A 19,889-nucleotide genomic window follows, 5' to 3' on the forward strand; every position below is an offset into this window, starting at 1 on the left:
TTCGACCCGGCGACCGCACCGCACCGGGCCCGCCCGGACCGGCCCGCCCCCGGACGAGGGGATTGCTCCCGACTCCTCCCGGCGGGCCGGTGCCGTGGCCTACCCTGTGCCGGGTGAGCAGCCCGTCCGGCGGCGGGTACCGGACCACCGTCCGGGCCGCCGCCGACGCCCGAGAGATGCCCACGCGCACCGCCGGCACCCGCACCGTCCCGGGGCCCCGGGGGCGCCGGGCCGGTCGGACCGTGCCCCGGCGGCCCGCCGCACCGCCCGCCGCACCGCCGTTCGCGGCCGGCCCGCCCCGGCTGCCGCGCCCCGTCCGCCGGGTCGCGCTCTCCTCCGTCACCGCGACCGCCGTCCTGACGCTGGCCGGCTGCGGCGTGCTGATCCTGCACCTGGTGCACCGCCAGACCGGCACCACGGGGCTGCTGGTCGGCCTCGGCCTGGCGCTGATCCCGCTGCCGTTCGTACTCGGCGGCCTCGCCTGGCTCAACCAGACCGCCCGGGTGCCGCTGCGGCACACCGTCTTCTGCCTCGGCTGGGGCGCCTTCGCGGCGACCACCGCCGCGATCCTCGCCAACGGCTGGACCAGCAGCTACCTGACCTCCCACCAGGGCAGCCTGGGCGAGATGCTGGGCGCCGACCTCGTCACCCCGGTGATCGAGGAGAGCGCCAAGGGCGCCGCGCTGCTGATCCTGCTGCTCCCGCTCGGCCAACGGCTCCGATGTCCCGGCGGCCGTGCCGACCGCCCCTGCGCGACCGTCCTGCACCGGCTCCCCGGCCCCCGGCAGCCCCGCCCGTACGACCGGCGGCCCGCCCTGCCGCACGCCCGCGGCCGGCTGCGCCCCTACCTGCGCCCGCTGCCGTACCTGCGCCCCTATCCGCTCACCCACGACCGGCCGCGCGCCCGGGCCCGCCCCCGCACGCTGGCCGCCGGGGTGGTGCTCGGCGGGATCACCGCCTGCGGCTTCGCCTTCACCGAGAACGCGCTCTACCTGGGCCGCGCGTTCACCGACGACCAGCAGCAGCGGCTGGACAGCATCGGCCTGGGCGAGTCGCCCAGCCTGCGGGACTTCGACAGCACGGTGCAGACCTTCGTCCTGCGCGGCCTGCTCTCGCCGTTCGCCCACCCGCTGTTCACCGCCCTCACCGGGCTGGGCCTGGCCGTCACGCTGACCACCGGCCGCCGCTGGCTGGCCCGGCTGGCCGCGCCGGCCGGGCTGCTGCTCGCGATGGCACTGCACGGCACCTGGAACGCCGCCGCCGACCTCGGCACGCACGGCTTCCTGCTGGTCTACGCGGTGCTGATGGTCCCCTGCTTCGGTGCGCTGCTCTGCTTCGCCGCCTGGGCCAGGGCCCGGACCGTCCGGCCCCGCGACCGGCCCCGGGCCCGCCCGCCGGGACCGCCCGGGCCGGGTGGCTGAGGAAGCGATTTCCCATCCGGGCGACTTCCCCGTAGTGTGGTGTTCACCGACGCGGGGTGGAGCAGCTCGGTAGCTCGCTGGGCTCATAACCCAGAGGTCGCAGGTTCAAATCCTGTCCCCGCTACTCAGTAGCCGGAAGGCCCGGAGGATTCGTCCTCCGGGCCTTCCGCGTTCCCGGACGTTCCCGCACGTTCCCTGGCGCGCCCGTCGTCGCGCCGCAGCCCGGAAGGGCCGGTCACCGGGCCGCGAATAATCCGTTGCCCTCCTTCCGGGGGGCTGCCTACAGTGGCGGCACACTGAAAGGAGGTGATCCTGGTTGAGTACCGTCAGGATGTGTGAGGTGGCTGCTCGCTAGAGCCGCCCCTGCCTGCGTAGGGGGAGGTCCTAGGCCTCCGGCAGGCGAAATCCCAAGCAGTCACCCGGCCCGTGGGCTCACCGGAACATCCCCGGTGCCTCGGCGCAGGCCCCTCACAGGGCCGGCGCGGAGGAGCAGCCCACGGGCTGTCTGCATGTCCGGGGCCTTCACCGGGCCCTTCCCCCTCCCCACGACCCACGGCCCACGCCCGGCCCCCGGGTGGCCGCCCCCGGCCCGGCCGACGGCCCCGGCGGGCGTTCCGGGCGGCCGCTTCCGGCGCTAGAGTCGGCCCGGATCCGGAGCGGAGCGGTACGGGCACAGGGGGTACGCGATGGCGAGGACGACCCGGCGGGGCGGGGGCGGTGCGGCCGTACGCGCGGTGCAGCGCGGAGCGGCCCTGGCACTGCCCGGGGTGGGGGTGCTCGGGCTACTGCTGTTCTCGCTCGGCCGCGCGCACGTCTGGCAGGCGCTCGGCGGCGGCCTGGTGGTGGCCGCGGCCTCGGTCGTGCTGGGCGGCGCGCTGGGGTTCCTGTTCGGGGTGCCGCGGGTGCGCGGTACCGGCCCGGACGGCGACGCGCACGGCTCGTACGCGCCGAACACCAATCTGGAACAGGTGTCGGACTGGCTGACCAAGGTGCTGCTGGGCGTGGGGCTGACCCAGCTCGGCTCGCTGGGCGAGCGGCTGCACCAGCTGGGCTCCGCGCTGGCGCCGGCGCTGGGCGGCGAGGAGGGCACGGTGCCGTTCGCGGCAGCGCTCGTCCTCTACTTCCTGGTGTCCGGCTTCCTGGCCGGCTGGCTGGTGACCAGGCTGGCCCTCCCCCAGGTGCTCTCCGACGCGGACCGGGCCCTGGACCTCTTCCTCGCCGGCCAGGACCGCGACCGCAAGGGCGACAAGGTGGGTGCGGACGACCTGCGGGTGCGGGCGATGCAGCACCTGGGCCTGCTGGGCGGCAGCGCGGAACGGGCCGACGAGCTGGCCGGCCAGCTGCCCCCGAGCACCGCGTCCGGACCGGAGAGCGTGGTGGCCGAGGTCCGCTCGACGGCGCGGCGCTCGGCGCTCACCGCGGAGCAGGTCCGCGCGCTCTTCGCGGACGGCTCCGAGGGGCGCCGGATCCAGGCGCTGGCCCTGATGCAGGGCGACCCGGCGCTCGCCGACCTCGCGAGCGTGCTGGAGGCGATCGAGCGGCCGCGCTCGGGCTTCGAGCAGTACCACGCGCTGCTGGCCGCCCGCGGGCTGCTCTCCCGGCTGCCGGCCGCCGAGGCGCAGCGGCTGCGCGAGGCGGTGGCCGGCCGGCTGATGGCCCCGGACGGCATCCCCTACGGCTCGGACCGGAGCTGGCTGGCGGAGAAGATACTGTCCCGGCTGGAGGTGCCGGTCCTCCCTCCGCAGGTCGTCCTGCCGCAGCAGACCGGCCCGGCCGGCGCGCCGCAGCAGGCCCGACCGGAACAGCCGGCCCAGCAGGGACATCAGGAACAGCAGGAACAGCAGGCCTAGGCCGGGGGGCGGCCGGCGCGTTCGGCGGCGGCCCGGCGGCGGTGGTCGGCCGCGCGCAGCACGAGGACGCGCCGGGGGCGGTCGGCCCCGACGGCCGGCAGCCGGCGGATCTCGCTGGCGATCCGGCGCTCGCCGAGGGCGTGCCGCAGCGCGTCGAGGTGGGAGCAGCGCCGGCCGGCGCCGTCGTTCAGCGGGTGGACGCGCACCTCGCCGTCCGGGGCGGTGACCCGGACCAGTTCGGTCAGCGCGGCCAGCTGCCGGTCGGGGCCGAACAGTTCGGGGTAGGCGAAGATCAGGTACCCGCTGAGGGTGAGCGCGAAAGTCCCGTCGGCGAACGGCAGCCGGGGCAGCGCGGCGGCCACGTACTGCTGCGGGTGGGCCGCGGTGTCGGCGGCGAACAGCCGGCGGGCCCGGTCCCAGCTGCGCAGGTAGCGGTCGTCCGGGCGGTGCCGCGGCGCGGGGTAGAGGTGGGGGCGGGCGGCCATCGCGGCGGCCATCGACGCACGGGCGGCCAGCGCCCGGGCGGTGGTCTCGGCGGTGGGCCGGGCGTACGCCGGGTCGGTGGCGATCACCCGGCAGCCCAGTTCGCGGGCCTCGGCGGCCAGGCCGGCCGCGCCGCCGGGGCAGTCGAGCAGCGGCCCGGGGAGGGCGGCGAGCTGGGCGCGGGTCAGGCCGAAGAACCCGCAGTACTCGTCGAGCGGGCGGGAGGTGACCAGGACCCCGGCGGCGCCGGGGTCGGTGCGGCTGGTGCGGTCGGTCACCCGGCCATCGGAACACGGGCCGGCCCCGCGCGCATCCGGGGCGTCCGGGTGCGGGCGGGGCCGGTGGGACCGGGTGGGGTGGGGTCGGATCGGGTGGGGCCGGGTCGGATGGGGCCGGTGGGGCCGGGTCGGGTCAGCGGCCGAGCAGGCCCCGGACGGCGAGCCGGTTGACGTTGGTCAGGCCGCGGACCAGCTGCGGGGTGAGGAAGACGAACAGCAGCCCGAGCAACGACACCCCGGCGATCTGCAGCGGCGACTGGATGAAGTAGACGTGCTCGACGCCGTGGCTGTCGTAGAAGTCGAACAGCTGGAGGCCCGGCCACCCGACGTACGTCGGGTACACCCAGTGGTAGACCGGGTAGAGCGCGAGCGTCCAGCCGATCAGCAGGAAGACCAGCGAGACCGAGAAGCTGAGCACCGCCCAGGGGAACATCACCACCTGGTACAGCACGGCCTTCCAGCCCGCCGCGTCCGCCAGCCGGGCGGTGCACCGGCCCCAGGCCCCGGGCCGCACCACCCGGACCGGCGCCGGGCCGGGCACCTCCAGTGCCAGCATGCCGGCGGCCCGCGCCCGCTCCAGCCGGCCGAAACCGCGGGACGCGGCGGTCAGGCCCGCCAGCACCGGCAGGCCCAGCACCGTGAGGAAGGTGCCCAGGCCGAGGCAGAACAGGGTGACGGCGAGGGCGAAGCCCGCGAGGGCGACCGGCAGCCCGGTGAGCGCGAAGCCCAGCTCCCGGTAGAAGTAGGAGGAGAACGGCGCCCGCCAGGCGTACGGCGGCTCCTGGGTACGAAGGGCACCGTCGTGGCGGTCGTACTCGCTGGGCAGCGTGCTCTGGCTGGTGCTCATGGCCGGCCTCGGTCCTCGGTCTCTGTGGTGCGGTCGGGCTGATGTGCCAACCCTGTCAAAGCCGCCGCCCGGCGGACATCCGGCTCCCCGGCGAACGGGGGGTGGGGTTAACCCCCCGCTCCGGCGGCCCGGCCGGTGCCCGGCCACTCGTCGGCGAGCAGTGCGTACTGGAAGGAGTCGTGCCACGCCCCGCGCAGGTACACCTCGTGCCGCACCCGGCCCTCCAGCGCGAAGCCGGCCCGGGTGAGCACCCGGGTGGAGGCCGCGTTCGCCACGTCCACCCGGGCGGCCAAGCGGTGCACGCCGAGCTGCCCGAACGCGAAGTCGCAGAGCAGCCCGGTGATCTCGCCCGCGTAGCCGCGGCCCCAGGTGTCGGGCCGCAGCGCGTAGCCGAGCAGGGCGGAGCGGTGGCTGCCGAGGGTGAGGGCGGCGCTGCCGATCGGGGTGGCGTCCGCCGGGTCGTCCGCGTCGGCGAGCCGGGTGACGGCGAGCCGGTAGACCGTCCGTTCGTCCCGGAGCGCCTCCTCCAGGTACTGCTCGATCTGGTCCGCGCACTCCTCCCGGTCGTGCGGTTCGAACGGCAGGTACCGGGTGGCCTCCGGATCGCCGAAGACGGCGTGCAGCGCGTCGGTGTCCGCCGGCGTCAGGTGGAACTCGCGGATGGCCAGGCGGGGGCCGGTGAGGCGGACGGGGACCATGCCTGCCGACCCTACCCGGGCTTTCCGGTTACCGTACGTGACATGGAAGAAGAAGACCTGCGGCTCGCCCCGCGCACCAAGGCCGCCGAACTGCTCGCCTGGGCGGAGGCCGGGGGCCGCGCGCCGGTGGCCGACGCCGCGGTGCGGGCGGTGCTGGCGCTGCTGGAGCTGGGCGAGGGCAGGATGCACGACGGCTGGCCGGAACTGACCTCGAACGCCGTGGAGCACCTGCTGTACGAGCGGCTCCACCTGTACGTCCAGCCCGCGCCGGAGCAGGACCCGGCGGCGTACGGCGAGGCGGTGCGGCTGCTGATCGACCACCAGCGGGCGGCGAAGCGGCTGAACGCCAAGCGGCAGGAGCGGCTGCACGCCGAGGCCGAGTGGCAGGGCGAGGTGGCCGCCGGGCTGCTCCGCCGGGCCGACCTGGTGACCTGGCCCCGGCTGTACACCCTGCTGCTGCGCGCGGACGGCGTGGACGTCACCGACGAGGCGGCGGTGCGGGAGTGGCTGGCGGCGTTCCGGGAGCTGCCCGAGGAGGACCGGCGGGCCGCGTACGGGGCTCCGGCGGCGGCCGGGCTGCTCGACGAGCCGGACGACAGGGGCTGGGGCGAGGGCTGGATGATCTCGGTCGGGATGGCCACCGACGGGGCCCGGCGGCTGCTGGAGCAGGGGCTGATGCGGCGCAGCTACCGCAATCTGGCGGAGCTGACGGCGCTGGGCCGGCCGATGCCGGACGAGCTGGCGGGGGACTTCGGGGCGTTCGAGGAGGCGGCGGCCCGGGCGGCAGTGGAGCTGTTCGGGGAGTGGACGGTGCCGGGGCTGCCGCGGTTGCTGGTGGCGGAGTTCCCCGACCTGGCGCCGGAGCCGGGCCAGGAGGAGATCGACGCGTACCTGGCGGGCCTGCCGGAGGATCCGTCCGAGGAGCAGTGGGAGGACCTGCCCGAGGAGCTGTGGGCCGGGCTGCCCGCGGAGTAGACGCGCAGGTGCCCCCCGGCCGCCGCGGCGGCCGGGGGGCACCTGCGGCGTGGTCAGGGGGTGATGCCGCGCTGCTCGAACCAGGTCTCCGGGTCGACCGGGGCGCCGCCGCCGGGGCGGACCTCCAGGTGCAGGTGCGGGCCGGTGACGTTGCCGGTGGCGCCGACCTTGCCGAGCTGCTGGCCGGGGACGACCTTGCCGGAGCCCTTGATGATCGAGGAGAGGTGGCAGTACCAGATCTCGGTGCCGTCGGGCAGCGTCTCGACGATCCGGTAGCCGTAGGAGCCGGCCCAGCCGGCCGAGGTGACGGTGCCCTGGCCGACCGCGTACACCGGGGTGCCGGTGTCGGCGGCGAAGTCCAGGCCGGTGTGCAGGTGGGCCCAGTACGAGGCGCTCTGGCCGTAGTGGGCGGAGAGGTTGTAGTCGCGCACCGGGAGGTTGATGGCGGCGAGCTTGGCCTTCTCAGCCTCCTGGGCGGCCTTCTCGGCCTCCTGCTGCTGGGCGGCGCGCTTGGCCTCGGCCTCCTTGGCGGCCTGGACGCGGGCGCCCTCCTCGGCGGCGGTGCGCTGGCTGTCGGCCTGCTGCTGGATCCGGGCGGCGAGCGCGAGGCCGGGGTCGGCGGAGAGCGCGACCGGGGTCTCGTCCGGGGCCTCGACGGCGGGGGCGGCGGCCGGGGTCGCGGAGGCGAAGCCGGTGGCGCCCAGGGTGGCGGCGACGGCGGTGACGCCGAGCAGCGGCGCCGTCCCGCGGGTCTGACGCGGCATCCGGTGCCGGTTGGTCTCGGCGGCCGGCGGGGCGGCCTCGTCGGGTCCGCCGTACTCGCCCGGGTGTGCGGGCGGCCACGGGTGGTCGAGCAGCTGGGTGCCGGCGGAGGAGCCGGGCAGATGTGCCGGAGAGTGCGACGACGCCACGGAGGCGCGCTCCTTTCCTTCCTTCGCGCCTACCGGGTTAGCTGACGGGTTCGGAGCAGGAAGGTCTCCTACGGCTGGGCCTGGGCCCGGCCGATTCACCCCAAGGAACGTGGTTCCCCGGCTCCCTGGCCTGCCCGGAGGCCGGCCGGCGGGATTAGGCGACGGCGCACGGTGCCGTCTGGGTACGGCGTTGCGGACCGCGCTGCGTTATCAAACGTTAATCCTAGGAGCCCCTGATTCCAAGCCATCCGTTCGGGACACCCGGATACAGCCCGGACCTTACGCGACCGGATGGGCGTTTTGGGGCGGTTCGCAACAACTGACACTACCGAACGTGACAGTACGTCAACGAACGGCCCCCCATCTGAGTACTTCTACTCATGTGCGACCCCGGCCGGCGCGGCCATCCTGGCGCCATGAACGCTCCGATGCAGTCCCGCACCACGGCCGCGTACTACATCCAGGCCGTGCTCTCCTTCGCCCTCTCCGCCGGCGCCCTCGCGATCGGCATCGCCTACCTCCCGGTGGGCGGCTGGACCAGGGCCTTCCTCGGGATCGGCCTGCTGTACACCGTCACCTCCTCGTTCACCCTGGCCAAGGTGGTCCGCGACAGGCAGGAGACCAACGAGATCGTCACCCGGGTGGACCAGGCCCGGCTGGAGAAGCTGCTGGCCGAGCACGACCCGTTCAAGGTGGAGGGGGTCTGACGGCCGCCGGGGCCACAGCACCGATAGCTTGACAGCTAAGGCTATTAGCCTTAGCTTTATGGCTATCGGCAGCACCCGCCGATAGCCCGAGTTCCGGCGGACCCAGGAGGCCCCCATGTCCGGCACCACCGCCCCCACCACCCAGTACCTCGACGTCACCGGCGGCCGGATCGCCTACGACGACACCGAGCAGGGCGACGGCGCCCCCGTCGTCCTGCTCCCCGGAATGCTGGACAGCCGGACCGCCTACCGGCACCTCCGCCCGCTGCTGACCGCCGCCGGCCGCCGGGTGATCACCATGGACCTGCGCGGCTTCGGCGAGTCCTCGATCGCCTGGGACGACTACTCCCCGGCCGCGATCGCCACCGACGTCCTCGCCCTGCTCGACCACCTCGGCATCGAGCGGGCCGTCCTGGCCGGCAACTCCTACACCGGCGCCACCGTCGTCAAGCTCGCCGGGGACGCACCCGGGCGGGTCGCCGGGATCGTCCTGCTCGACGCCTTCGTCGAGAACCTGCCGCCGAACGCCCTGCAGCGCGCGATGTTCGCCGCGATGGGCGTGCTGCTGGTGCACTCCCCCGCCTTCTGGGGCCTCTACCACCGGAAGATGGCCTACCCCGGCCCCAAGCCGGCCGACTTCGACGCCTACGTGGACGGGCTGGTCGCCGCACTGCGCACCCCCGGCCGCAAGGCCGCGACCCGCGGCTACGTCCGCGGGGAGTCCGCCCCCGAGGGCTGGACCGCCGCCGTGACCTGCCCGGCGCTGGTCCTGATGGGCAGCAAGGACCCCGACTTCCCCCGGCCCGAGCTGGTCGCCGACCGGCAGGCCGCCGCGCTGCGCGCCCGCAAGGTGATGATCGAGGGCGCGGGCCACTACCCGATGGCCGACCACCCGCAGGCCACCGCCGACGCGCTGCTGCCCTTCCTCGCCGAACTGGCCTGAGCACCACCGCCGGCCGCACCGGCCCCGCGCCTCGCCCCTCGCCCCCGCCCCCGCCCCGCCTCCAGGGAGACCGCCCCCATGCCCCGCGTAGGACTCACCCCGGCCCAGGTCGTCGGACACGCCCTCACCCTCATCGACGAGCAGGGCCCCGAGGCCCTCACCCTGGCCGCCGTCGCCGCGCGGGCCGGAGTGGCCACGCCCTCGCTCTACAAGCACGTCAGCGGCGGCCTCGCCGAACTGCGCCGGCTGATCGCCGTCCGGGTCACCGAGGAGTTGGCCGACCGGCTCGCCGAAGCCGCCCTCGGCCGCGGCGGGGACGACGCCGTCGCCGCCCTCCTGCGCGCCTACCACGCGTACGCCACCGAGTACCCGCACCGCTACAGCGCGCTCCCGCAGGCCCCGCAGCCGGACGACGACCTGACCCGGGCGGCCGCACGGCTGGTCGGCGTGATCATCGCGGTGCTGCGCGAGTACGGCCTCGACGGGTCGGAGGCCGTCCACGCCGCCCGTGCCGTCCGCTCGGTGGCGCACGGCTTCGCCTCGCTCTCCACCGGCGGCGCCTTCCAGCTCGCGGAGGACCTCGGCGACACCCAGGACCGGCTGATCGGCATGCTCACCGGCGGCCTCCGGCACTGGCCGGGGCGCTGACCCCGGCAGCGGGCCGGAGCGGGGAAGCACCGGCCCGGGAAGCAGCCGGGCGGGAAACAGCAGGGCCCGGAGCGGGATCGCTCCGGGCCCTGCGACGCGGTGGGCCTAACAGGACTTGAACCTGTGGCCTCTTCCTTATCAGGGAAGCGCTCTAACCGTCTGAGCTATAGGCCCGCACCGAGAGGAGATTCTACTCGACCCGCGGGCGCTCTCGCCCCGCCGGGCGGCAGGGCGGCCGCGAGCCGCCCGACGCCGGTCCCGGTGCACCGGCTGGGTCACCGTTCACCGGCCTGAGAAATAAGGTATGAAGAATTGAGTGTCCGATCAGGCGCCACCCGCACCAGGCACCGGAAAGGCCGGGGATCCCATGGACCTGACCTCGCCGTGGCTTCCCCCCTCCGAGGACGAGAGCCGGACGCCGCGGAGCAGCCCCACCGCGCGCAGTGCCATGCGGTGCGTCCGCTTATTGCTCGCCTGCACCAGCGCCGCCGAGCTCCTCGGCACCGTCCTCGCCGAGGGCCCGCACTGGATCACCGGCGAGGGCTCCGCGCTCTACCTGCTGGACCAGGCCGGAATGCTCCGGCTCACCGCCTCGCACGGCCTGCCCGACTGGGCCCACGAGCGCTACGGCGTGGTCGACCCGGCGAGCGAACTGCCCGCCGCGATGGCGCTCCGACTGCGGCGGCCCTACCTGCTCAGCCCCGAGCGCACCAGCGTCGACTACCCCAACCGGAACGCCGGGATGGGCACCGGCATGGTCGCGATCATCACCCTGCCGATGATCGTCGACGAGCAGCCGATCGGCGTGCTGGCCCTCGCCCTCGCGCACCGGGGCACCGTCCCGCGGCGTGACCTCGACGTCCTGGAGACCCTCGGCGACGCCTGCGCCCACCGGCTCTCCCACCTGCTCGACCACGTGAACGCCGGCGCCCGGGTGCCGCACGGCGTCCGCCCCGGGCCCGGCACCGCCGGCGAGGCCGGCCAGGCCGCCGACCCGGCCGCCGGCCTGGCCCACCCGATGCTCTCGCTCGCCGTCCGCTCCGCCGGGCACGGCGCCTTCGAACGCGACCTCGTCACCGGCGAGACCTACTGGGACGCCCAGGCCTACCGGGTGGTGGACCGGCCGCCGCCGGCCGCGGGCGCGCCGGCCACCGCACCCGACCTGGACCGGCTCGTCCACCCCGAGGACCTGCCGGACGTCCAGGCCGCGCTCGCCGAGGCGCTCGCCACCGGCGGCCCGTACCGGATCACCTACCGGGTGCCGCGTCGCAGCGGCGGCGCGGTGCGGGTCGAGGAGACCGGCGAGGTGATGCTGGACGTGCACCGGCGGCCGGTCCGGATCGCCGGGCTGCTGGCCGACCGGGACCGCGTCCGCGCCCCGGGCGAACGCCCGCCCGCCGACGGGCCGGCCGACTCCCCGGCGGCCGGGGCCCGCTCGGCGCTGCTGCTGGCACTCACCCGGGCGCTGTCCCGCGCGATCACCGTCCGGGACGTCACCACCGCCGTCACCGACATCGCCCGCCCCGCGTTCGGCGCCGCCAGCATCGTGCTCGACCTGGTGGACGAGGGCCGGCTGCTGCCCGTCTCGCACACCGTCTACGGCGGCCCGCGGCGCACCGAGCTGACCCGGCTGGCCGACCTCTCCGAGGGCGTCATGCAGCACGCGCTGGCGCGTTCGGCCCCGCTGTTCAGCGAACCCGGCCGGGCTGGGCGGGCCGGCCGGGCCCCGGACGGCGGCGACGCCCGGCCGACCGGGCCGCTCACCCCGGCCGCCTGGGCGGTGCTGCCGCTGGTCGCCTCCGGCCGGCAGGTCGGCTCCTGCCTGATCACCTTCGCCACCGAGCGGTCCTTCGGCCGCGAGGACCGCACGCTGTACTCGGCCTTCGCCGGCGTCCTCGCACAGTCCCTGGAACGCGCCCGCCTCTACGACACCCACCACCACCGGGCCACCGAGCTGCAGCGCGCCATGCTGCCGCGCACGCTGCCCCGGCTGCCGGGGATCGCCAGCGCCGCCCGCTACCTGCCCAGCACCGAGGGCATGCAGATCGGCGGCGACTGGTACGACCTGCTCCGGCTGCCGGACGGGCGGATCGGCCTGGTGATCGGCGACGTCCAGGGCCACAACGCCGAGGCCACCGCCGTCATGGGCCAGCTGCGCAGCGCCCTGCGGGCGTACGCCACCGACGGGCACGACCCGGCGGCCACCCTGGCCCGGACCGGGCGGCTGCTCTCCGGGCTGGACACCGACCTCTTCGCCACCTGCCTCTACCTCACGCTGGACCCGGCCGACGGCACCCTGCGGGCCGCCCGCGCCGGGCACCCCGCGCCGGTCCGGATCACCACCGACGCCAAGGCGGTCGAGCTGGAGCTGCCGGGCGGCCCGCCGCTGGGGGTGGACCCGGGGGCGCCGTACCCGCTGTCGGTCGGGCAGCTGGAGGCCGGCGAGACGCTCCTCGTCTACACGGACGGTCTGGTGGAGGACCGCGAGGAGGACTACGACGAGTCGGTGCAGCGGATGCTCGGCGGGCTGGAGCTCTGGGCCCGGCAGACCGGCCCGGGCCGGATCGGCCCGGCGCCGGCCCTGGAGCGGCTGGCCGACCTGCTCACCCTCAACGTGACCGAGCGCCGCTCCCGCCCGGACGACGTGGCGCTGCTGCTGTTGCACCGGACGGCGGCGGCGCAGGCGGCGTAGCCGGGCGGGGCGGGCGGTGCGGGAGGTGCGGGAGGTGCGGGAGGTGCGGGCCGGGCGGGCCGGGCGGCGCGGCACCCGTCGTGGCCTGCGGCGTACTTACCGCTCCGCGACTGTTGCCGCAAGGGCCGGTCGGGCCCGAAGGACGTCTGATTGCCGCCGTATTGACGGGATATTGACGAGATCTGGTCACGTGGCGAGATCCGTTCACACCTTCGTAGGATCATCACCCTAGAATTCGCCGCGTGACGATGACTCAGTGGTGCGCAACGGCAACCGGCGTTCTCGCCGCCCTCGCCCTCGTGGCCGCCGCCCGCTACCGCGCGGTCTCCGCCACCCAGCGCCGCCGCAACAACCGGCAGCAGCGCGAACTCGCCCGCCTCCAGGAACAGCTGACCGCCGAACTGGCCCGGCGCGGCACCGAACTCGCCGCCGTCCAGCAGGAGCAGGAGCTCAACGCCTCCACCCAGCGGGCCTTCCTCAGCGTGGCCCGCCGGATCCTCGTCATGGCGCACGACCAGCAGGCCCTGCTGGACGAGATGGAACGCACCCACGACGACCCGGCACTGCTGGAGGGCCTGCTCAAGGCCGACCACGCCGCCGCCCAACAGGCCAGGCTCGCCCAGACCCTGGCCGTCCTGTGCGGCGCCCGGGCCGGGCGGCACTGGCCCGAACCGGTCTCGCTGGAGGACGTGGTCCGCGGCGCCCAGTCGCGCATCCTGCCCTTCCAGCGGGTGGTGGTCCGCAGCCGGATCGAGACCGCCGTGGTCGGGGCCGCCGCCGAGGCGCTGATCCACGCCGTCGCCGAGCTGCTGGACAACGCCACCCGCTACTCCCCGCCCAGCACCCAGGTGTTCGTCACCCTGATGCCGGTGCACAACGGCGCCGTCGTCGAGATCGACGACGGCGGCGTCGGCATGCCCGAGCACGCGATCGCCAAGGCCGCCTCCGCCCTCGCCGGCGGGTCCGCGCTGGAGGTCTCCCGCCTCGGCGAAGTCCCGCAGCTGGGCCTCGCCGCGGTCGGCCGGCTCGCCGAGCAGTACGGCTTCCGGGTCACCCTCAGCTCCGCCCCCTCCCCGTACGGCGGCGTGCGGGTCGTGGTGCTGCTGCCGAACGCGCTGCTCACCGAACCGCTCCCGCCGACCGTCCCGGGCCTCGGCCCGAACGACCCGGCGTTCACCGTCGGCCCGCACCGGGCCGCAGCCCCGCTGCACCCGGCCGGGAACCCCCCGGCCGCCGGCCACCTCCCGGCCACCGGGCACCCCCTGCTGGACACCCCGCCGACCGACCGACCCCCCACGGCCGGCCCCGCCGTACCGCCCCCGCTGCCCCGCCGGAGCCACCGGCGCGACCGCGCCCACCGCCGCAGCGAGCCGGCCGCTCCCCCGCCGGCCACGGCCCCGCCGTACCGCTCGGCGCAGGACGCCCAGGCGTTCATGGCGATGTTCCAGGCCGGGACGGCCAGCGGCCGTTCGGCCGCCCGGACCCAGGCCCACCCCGCACCTTCCCACCCCTCTTCCCCCCAGCTTCCCCAGCGCTCCGGAGAGTTCCATGACCACCACCCCTGATCTCGGCTGGCTGCTCGCCGACATCGTCTCCGTCCCCGAGGTCCGGCACGCCGTCGTCGTGTCCAACGACGGGCTGGAGATCGGCCGCAGCGCGGGCATCGTGCGCGAGGACGCCGAACGGCTCGCCGCCGCCTGCTCGGGCCTGCAGTCGCTGGCCCGCGGCGTCGCCCAGGGCTTCGGCGGCCACGGCAGCGCGACCCGCCAGATCATCATCGAGTACGGCGGCGGCTACCTCTTCATCGTCGCCGCCGGGGCCGGCGCGCACCTGGCCGTGGTGACCGGCGAAGCCGTCGACGCCGGCCTGGTCGCCTACCAGATGCAGGTCCTGGTCGAACGGATCGGCAGCCACCTCACCAGCCAGCCACGCGTCGATCACGCGGCGGGGGGGCAGCGGTGAGCGGACCGGTCCGGCCCTATGTGATCACCGGCGGCCGCAGCCGGCCCACCCGCACCGAGCTCGCCGTCGAGAGCCTGGTCAGCGCGTTACCCGACCGGCCCGAGCTGCCCGAGGACGCGCTGCTCAACCGCGAGCACCAACGGATCCTGGACCTCTGCCGCAGCCTGCTGTCGATCGCCGAGGTGGCGGCCTACCTCGGCCTGCCGTTCGGCATCGTCAAGGTCCTGGTCGGCGACCTCTGGGACCTCGGCGCCGTCCAGGTCCTCCCGCCCGTCCCGCAGGCCGAACGCCTGCCCACAACCCTCCTGGAAGAGGTGCTCGTTGGCCTCCGCCAACTCCGCTGAAGCCCGCGCGACCGCCGCCGGGGCTCCCGGCACACCGCAGTACCTGCCGGCCTCCGTGCAGGGTGCGGTGAAGATCCTGGTCACCGGCCCCTTCGGGGTCGGCAAGACCACGCTGGTCGGCTCACTCAGCGAGATCACGCCGCTGCGCACCGAGGAGACCATGACGGCCGCCAGCAGCGCCGTCGACGACCTCACCGGCCGCGGCGACAAGACCACCACCACCGTCGCCCTCGACTTCGGCCGGATCACGCTCAACCCCCGGCTCGCCCTGTACCTCTTCGGCACCCCCGGCCAGCAGCGGTTCTGGCCGCTCTGGGACGACCTGTCGCGCGGGGCGCTCGGCGCCATCGCCATGGTCGACCTGCGCCGCCCGGACGAGAGCTTCGACGTGCTCGGCCGGCTGGAGGAGCAGCAGATCCCCTTCGCCGTGGCCGTCAACACCTTTCCCGACACGCCGAGTTACCCCGAGGACGAGCTGCGCTCCGCCCTCGACCTGCTGCCCGACGTGCCGATCCTGTTCTGCGACGCGCGGGACCGGCGTGCCGCGTACGACCTGCTGATCGACTTCGTCGGCCACCTGCACGCCACCGCCGTCCTGGAGCTGCAACGATGACGACCCCCGAGCCCGGTACGGCCGTCCCCCCGATGGCACCGCCGCCCGGCTGCCCGGCGCACGCCGGCGGTGCCGCGGGCGGGCCCGGGGCGGGCGGCGGCCTGCCGGTCGGCGTGCCGCTCGCGCCGCTGTACGGCGCCGCCATGGCCGACGACCCGCACGGGCTCTACGCCCGGCTGCGCGCGCAGTACGGCCCGGTGGCACCGATCGAGCTGGAGCCCGGAGTCGAGGCCTGGCTCGTCCTCGGCTACCCCGAGCTGCTCGAACTCACCCGCAACGAGGCCCTGTTCTCCAAGGACTCGCGCCGCTGGCGGGTGCCCGCCGAGGGGCGGCTCGCCGCCGACTCCCGGCTGCTGCCGATGACCTCCTGGCGGCCGACCCTGCTCAACCTGGACGGCGCGGAGCACCAGCGGCTGCGCGCCGCCGTCTCCGACACCCTGGCCCAGATCGACCACCGCCAGCTGCGCGAGACCACCGAGGCCGCCGCCGACGCGCTGATCGACAGCTGGGGCCCGGACGGCACCGCCGACCTGATCGCCCAGTACGCGCGGCAGCTCCCGCTGCTGGTCTTCACCCAGCTGCTCGGCCTGCCCGCCGGGGCGGGCCCGCACCTGGTCGAGCTGATCAGCCACTTCGTCGACAGCAGTGCGAAATCGGTCCGGGCCAACGCCGAGTTCCAGGCGATCCTGGTCGACCTCGTCCGGCGCCGCCGCGAGACCCCCGGCGCCGACCTCACCTCCTGGCTGCTGGCCCACCCGGCCGCGCTCACCGACCTGGAGGCGGTGCACCACCTGGTGGTGATGATGGTCGCGGGCAACGAGACCACCATCAACTGGACCGGCAACACCCTGCGGCTGCTGCTCACCGACCGCCGCTTCCGGGCCACCCTCACCGGCGGCCGGCTCACCGTGTCCGACGCGCTGGAGGAGGTGCTCTGGCGCGATCCGCCGACGCAGAACTTCCCCGGTCGGTGGGCCACCGGCGACACCGTCCTCGGCGGCCAGTACATCAGCACCGGTGACATGCTCGTCCTCGGCCTGGCCGCGGCCAACGCCGACCCGGCCGCCCAGGGCACCGCGTCCGCCGCGCACGGCACCCTCGGCGGCAACCGGGCCCACCTGGCCTGGGGTGCCGGCCAGCACGTCTGCCCGGCCCAGCACCCCGCCCGGATCATCGTCGAGACCGCCGTCGAGACCCTGCTCCACCGCCTTCCCGATCTTCAACTCGCGGTACCACCGAGCGAGTTGACCTGGCGCCCGTCACCCTGGTCACGGGCCCTGGTCAGCCTGCCGGTGCTCTACAGCGCCTTCACCCCGCCCCGCCCGCCAGCCCCCGAGAGGCCCGCATGGACACCGCCGCCCGTGGACCCGAACAGTCCCGACCCGAGCCCGTCCGGCTCGACCCCTTCGGACGCGACCAGCACGGCGAGAACGCCCGGCTCCGCGCCGCAGGCCCGGCGGTCCTGGTGGAGCTCCCTGGCGGGGTGGTGGTCTGGGCGATAACCCACCACGACACCCTCCAGGAGCTGCTCGCCGACCCGCGGGTCGGCAAGAACCCGCAGCTGTGGACCACCTTCACCGAGGGCGGGCTGCCCGAGGGCTGGCCGCTGCTGAACTTCGTCACCGTGCCCGGCATGGTCACCGCCGACGGCGCCGACCACCGGCGGCTGCGCGGCCTCGTCACCCAGGCCTTCACCCCCCGCCGGATCGCCGAGCTCCAGCCCGCGATCGAGGCCCGGGCCACCGCCCTGCTGGACGACGTCGCCCGGCTGGAGGGCGAGTTCGACCTGCGCGAGCACTTCGCCTACCCGCTGCCGATGCAGGTCATCGGGGAGCTGCTCGGCCTGCCGCCGAAGCAGCAGGACGAACTGCACGAGCTCTCCGACACCCTGGTCTCCAGCTCTGCCACCCCCGCGGCCGCCGTCGCCGCCCAGAAGGGCCTGCAGGCGCTGCTCGCCTCGGTGGTCGCGGCCAAGCGCGAGGAGCCCGGCGACGACCTCACCACCGACCTGATCGCCGCCCGCGAGTCCGACGACCGGCTCAGCGAGGCGGAGCTGGTCGGCACCCTGCTGCTGATGCTGGTGGCCGGTCACGAGACCACGCTCAACCTGATCACCAACGCCGTCCGCGCCCTGCTCGCCCACCCCGACCAGCTCCGGCTCGTCCTGGACGGCGGGGCGCCGTGGTCGGCGGTGGTCGAGGAGACGCTCCGGTACGACTCGCCGGTCGGGCAGTTCCCGCTGCGGTACGCGACCGAGGACATCGCGGTCGGGGACGTCGTCATCCGGCGCGGCGAGGCGTTGATCGCCTCCTACGCGGCCGCCGGGCGGGACGCCGGCCACTACGAGGACGCCGACCGCTTCGACATCACCCGGCAGCCGAACCGGCACCTCTCGCTCGGCCACGGCCCGCACTTCTGCCTCGGCTCCGGGCTCGCCCGGATGGAGGCCGAGACGGCGCTGCGCCACCTGTTCACGCGCTTCCCCGGCCTGGCCCTGGCGGCGGACGGGCCGGCGCCCGAGCCGATCGGGTCGTTCGTCAGCAACAGCGTGCGGACGCTGCGGGTGAACGTCTGACCGGATCGGTGTGACCTGAGGGCGGCCCGGTCGTTTGGCGTTCCATGAAGAAAATCGCCACCCTGGCCGCCCTCACCATGGCGGGCCTCGCCCTGGCCGCGCCCGCCGCGTCCGCCGCCACCTCGGTCGCCTCCCAGCCGGACGCCCTCGACGGCCTCTCCAGTGGCCTCAACCTCTCCCCCACCGATCTCGCGCTGCGCGAGGCGGGCAAGCTGCCGCTGGTCGGCCACGCCGCCCAGCAGGTGGAGGCCGTCGGCTCGAACCAGATGAAGCACCCGGGGATCAGCGGGCAGGTCCTGAACTGACGAGGGGGCCCGCCGCCCCCGCGGACGGGCCCGCCCACCGACCGCCGGCGGCGGTCCGGACGCCCCCGTGTGCGTCCGGGCCGCCGCCCCGTCGTCGGGGCCCGTCCCGCCGGGGGGGGCCGTCGGCCCGCGCCGCCGGGGGCCGGGTTCGGGCGGGGCCGGTCAGCCGGCTCGGCCCGCTCCGAGGGCGTTGAGCTCCTGGTAGGTGAGCCCGCCGTCGAGCGCGCCGTACGTGCCCGCGCCGTACACCTCCTCCGCGGCCCGCCGCACCGCCGCGTACGCCGCCTTGGCCAGCCCGGGCCCGAGGCTGACCCGGGCCACGCCCAGCTTCGCCAGCTCCGGTACCGACGGCGAGCCCGGGCCCGCCAGCACGTTCAGCGGTGCCGGGACGGCCGCGACCAGCGCCGCGATCGTCTCCGGGTCGGCCACGCCCGGCACGAACACACCGTCCGCGCCGGCCTCGACGTACGCCCGCAGCCGGGCGACGGCGTCGTCCAGGCGCCCGGCCGGGTCGCCGATCCCGTGCAGGAAGACGTCGGTGCGGCCGTTGACGAAGAGGTCGACGCCGGCCGCGGACGCCGCCGCCCGGGCCGCGGCGATCCGCTCCGCCGCCTCGGCGGCCGGCCGGCCCGCGTCCTCCAGGTTGACCCCGACCGCGCCGGTGGCGAGCAGCGCCTCCACCGTCGCGCCGACCTCGGCGGCGGTGGCCCCGAAGCCGCTCTCCAGGTCCGCCGTCACCGGCAGCCCGACCGAGCGGACGACCAGCGCGGTCTGGGCGAGCACCTCGTCGCGGTCGGCGGCCTCCCCGTCCGCGCTGCCGAGCGTCCACGAGACGCTCGCACTTGCCGTCGCGACCGCGCGGGCCCCCGCCGCCGCGACCAGCCGGGCGCCCGCCGCGTCCCAGACGTTGGCGAGCACCAACGGCTCGCCGGGGCGGTGGAGTTCGCGAAGGGCCCGGGCCTTCTCCTGCTGAGTGGACGTCATGGCGGCGACCCTACTTGGCGGCCGGGCTGAGCCGGGAGGTCACGCCGACCCGGTTCCAGGCGTTGATGGTGATGATCAGCGTGATCAGCTGCGCCAGCTCGGCCTCCTCGAACTGCGCCGCCGCCTCCTCGTAGACCGCGTCCGGCACGTGGCCCTGGGTGAGCAGCGTGATCGACTCGGTCAGTGCCAGCGCGGCCCGCTCCTTCGCGGTGAACCACGGCGTCTCGCGCCAGGCCGGGAGGGAGAGCAGCCGGTGGTGCCCCTCGCCGTTCTTCACCGCGTCGGTGGAGTGCATGTCGATGCAGAAGGCGCAGCCGTTGAGCATCGAGGCGTGCACCTTGACCAGCTCGGCGAGGACCGGGTCGACGCCCTTCCGCGAGGCCCGCTCCAGCGCGGACATGGCCTTGTAGAAGTCGGGGGCGAGATCGGGGAGGGAGATCCGCTGGGCGGGGGCGGGCACGGTGGCGCTGTCGTTCGTCGTCATACGGCCACCCTAGGCCGGGAGTGGCCTGCCGCCCCGGCACATTCGGGGCGCGGAATCCTGGGCCACTTCGGGCGCCGACCGGCCCGGCCCGGCGGCCCGGCCGAGTGTGGCACGGCGGGGGGCGGCAGCGAGAGGGGCCGGGGCCCCCGGAACGCGAACGCGCGTGCGA

General features: G+C 75.4%; 20 protein-coding genes, 2 tRNA genes and 1 riboswitch. Of the genes, 15 read left to right on the top strand and 7 right to left on the bottom strand.

Going from position 1 to position 19,889, the window contains the following annotated elements; translation table 11 throughout:
- The first annotated feature begins 113 nt into the window (after positions 1-113).
- From OH807_RS19695 to OH807_RS19705, 3 genes are all read left to right on the top strand, one after another.
- Entirely contained in the window at positions 114-1,421 is a 1,308-nt protein-coding gene (locus OH807_RS19695) for a PrsW family intramembrane metalloprotease (RefSeq protein ID WP_406200536.1), read from the top strand.
- 50 nt (positions 1,422-1,471) lie between these two features.
- Positions 1,472-1,545, top strand: a tRNA-Met gene (locus tag OH807_RS19700).
- A 562-nt stretch (positions 1,546-2,107) separates the two neighbouring features.
- Complete coding sequence (locus tag OH807_RS19705; protein WP_406200538.1) at positions 2,108-3,271, top strand: hypothetical protein; 1,164 nt, start codon at positions 2,108-2,110, stop codon at positions 3,269-3,271.
- On the opposite strand, the gene OH807_RS19710 is transcribed toward OH807_RS19705, so the two are convergent.
- From OH807_RS19710 to OH807_RS19720, 3 genes are all read right to left on the bottom strand, one after another.
- Complete coding sequence (locus tag OH807_RS19710) at positions 3,268-4,032, bottom strand: class I SAM-dependent methyltransferase (protein WP_406200540.1); 765 nt, start codon at positions 4,030-4,032, stop codon at positions 3,268-3,270. The genes OH807_RS19705 and OH807_RS19710 overlap by 4 nt on opposite strands.
- Before the next feature lie 133 nt (positions 4,033-4,165).
- Positions 4,166-4,879 (bottom strand): sensor domain-containing protein, encoded by a 714-nt coding sequence (locus tag OH807_RS19715; RefSeq protein ID WP_406200542.1) that lies wholly within the window; start codon positions 4,877-4,879, stop codon positions 4,166-4,168.
- Positions 4,880-4,986: 107 nt separating this feature from the next.
- The gene (locus tag OH807_RS19720) at positions 4,987-5,577 is read right to left on the bottom strand and encodes a GNAT family N-acetyltransferase (protein ID WP_406200544.1); all 591 of its coding nucleotides are present in this window, start codon (positions 5,575-5,577) and stop codon (positions 4,987-4,989) included.
- A gap of 42 nt (positions 5,578-5,619) precedes the next feature.
- Here OH807_RS19720 and OH807_RS19725 point away from each other — a divergent pair, with 42 nt between their 5' ends.
- On the top strand, positions 5,620-6,552 hold the full coding sequence (locus OH807_RS19725) for a hypothetical protein (protein WP_406200546.1): 933 nt from the start codon (positions 5,620-5,622) through the stop codon (positions 6,550-6,552).
- Positions 6,553-6,605: 53 nt separating this feature from the next.
- Here the strand turns inward: OH807_RS19725 and OH807_RS19730 are convergent, their stop codons facing one another.
- Positions 6,606-7,463, bottom strand: a complete 858-nt coding sequence (locus OH807_RS19730) for a M23 family metallopeptidase (RefSeq protein ID WP_406200548.1) — start codon at positions 7,461-7,463, stop codon at positions 6,606-6,608.
- A 12-nt stretch (positions 7,464-7,475) separates the two neighbouring features.
- Positions 7,476-7,634: riboswitch (cyclic di-AMP (ydaO/yuaA leader) on the bottom strand.
- Positions 7,635-7,879: 245 nt separating this feature from the next.
- Here OH807_RS19730 and OH807_RS19735 point away from each other — a divergent pair.
- The 3 genes from OH807_RS19735 (at position 7,880) to OH807_RS19745 (ending at position 9,761) form a co-directional block, all read left to right on the top strand.
- Complete coding sequence (locus OH807_RS19735) at positions 7,880-8,170, top strand: YiaA/YiaB family inner membrane protein (RefSeq protein ID WP_406200550.1); 291 nt, start codon at positions 7,880-7,882, stop codon at positions 8,168-8,170.
- Positions 8,171-8,285: 115 nt separating this feature from the next.
- On the top strand, positions 8,286-9,113 hold the full coding sequence (locus OH807_RS19740) for an alpha/beta fold hydrolase (RefSeq protein ID WP_406200552.1): 828 nt from the start codon (positions 8,286-8,288) through the stop codon (positions 9,111-9,113).
- Positions 9,114-9,191: 78 nt separating this feature from the next.
- Entirely contained in the window at positions 9,192-9,761 is a 570-nt protein-coding gene (locus tag OH807_RS19745; protein ID WP_406200554.1) for a TetR/AcrR family transcriptional regulator, read from the top strand.
- Positions 9,762-9,861: 100 nt separating this feature from the next.
- Here OH807_RS19745 and OH807_RS19750 read toward each other — a convergent pair.
- Positions 9,862-9,935, bottom strand: a tRNA-Ile gene (locus tag OH807_RS19750).
- A gap of 193 nt (positions 9,936-10,128) precedes the next feature.
- Here OH807_RS19750 and OH807_RS19755 point away from each other — a divergent pair.
- From OH807_RS19755 to OH807_RS19790, 8 genes are all read left to right on the top strand, one after another.
- A complete protein-coding gene (locus tag OH807_RS19755) occupies positions 10,129-12,453 on the top strand; it encodes a SpoIIE family protein phosphatase (RefSeq protein WP_406200556.1) in 2,325 nt (774 codons plus the stop codon).
- A gap of 248 nt (positions 12,454-12,701) precedes the next feature.
- The gene (locus OH807_RS19760; RefSeq protein ID WP_406211085.1) at positions 12,702-14,018 is read left to right on the top strand and encodes a sensor histidine kinase; all 1,317 of its coding nucleotides are present in this window, start codon (positions 12,702-12,704) and stop codon (positions 14,016-14,018) included.
- The gene (locus tag OH807_RS19765; protein WP_406200558.1) at positions 14,002-14,415 is read left to right on the top strand and encodes a roadblock/LC7 domain-containing protein; all 414 of its coding nucleotides are present in this window, start codon (positions 14,002-14,004) and stop codon (positions 14,413-14,415) included. The genes OH807_RS19760 and OH807_RS19765 overlap by 17 nt, the downstream gene beginning before the upstream one ends.
- On the top strand, positions 14,412-14,759 hold the full coding sequence (locus OH807_RS19770) for a DUF742 domain-containing protein (RefSeq protein WP_406200560.1): 348 nt from the start codon (positions 14,412-14,414) through the stop codon (positions 14,757-14,759). The genes OH807_RS19765 and OH807_RS19770 overlap by 4 nt, the downstream gene beginning before the upstream one ends.
- On the top strand, positions 14,737-15,372 hold the full coding sequence (locus OH807_RS19775; RefSeq protein ID WP_406200563.1) for a GTP-binding protein: 636 nt from the start codon (positions 14,737-14,739) through the stop codon (positions 15,370-15,372). Before OH807_RS19770 ends, OH807_RS19775 begins: the two co-directional genes overlap by 23 nt.
- Positions 15,369-16,874: a cytochrome P450 gene (locus tag OH807_RS19780; RefSeq protein WP_406200565.1), complete on the top strand. Its 1,506-nt coding sequence runs from the start codon at positions 15,369-15,371 to the stop codon at positions 16,872-16,874. The genes OH807_RS19775 and OH807_RS19780 overlap by 4 nt, the downstream gene beginning before the upstream one ends.
- The gene (locus OH807_RS19785; protein WP_406200568.1) at positions 16,838-17,947 is read left to right on the top strand and encodes a cytochrome P450; all 1,110 of its coding nucleotides are present in this window, start codon (positions 16,838-16,840) and stop codon (positions 17,945-17,947) included. Before OH807_RS19780 ends, OH807_RS19785 begins: the two co-directional genes overlap by 37 nt.
- Before the next feature lie 44 nt (positions 17,948-17,991).
- Positions 17,992-18,252, top strand: a complete 261-nt coding sequence (locus OH807_RS19790; protein WP_406200570.1) for a hypothetical protein — start codon at positions 17,992-17,994, stop codon at positions 18,250-18,252.
- A 162-nt stretch (positions 18,253-18,414) separates the two neighbouring features.
- On the opposite strand, the gene OH807_RS19795 is transcribed toward OH807_RS19790, so the two are convergent.
- Positions 18,415-19,236 carry an isocitrate lyase/phosphoenolpyruvate mutase family protein gene (locus OH807_RS19795; RefSeq protein WP_406200573.1) on the bottom strand — a complete coding sequence of 274 codons (822 nt, stop codon included), beginning with the start codon at positions 19,234-19,236 and terminating at the stop codon, positions 18,415-18,417.
- 10 nt (positions 19,237-19,246) lie between these two features.
- Positions 19,247-19,720, bottom strand: coding sequence for a carboxymuconolactone decarboxylase family protein (locus OH807_RS19800; protein ID WP_406200575.1), 474 nt, complete (start codon positions 19,718-19,720; stop codon positions 19,247-19,249).
- Positions 19,721-19,889 lie beyond the last annotated feature (169 nt).

This window comes from Kitasatospora sp. NBC_01560 (genome assembly GCF_045208415.1).
Lineage (GTDB): Bacteria > Actinomycetota > Actinomycetes > Streptomycetales > Streptomycetaceae > Kitasatospora.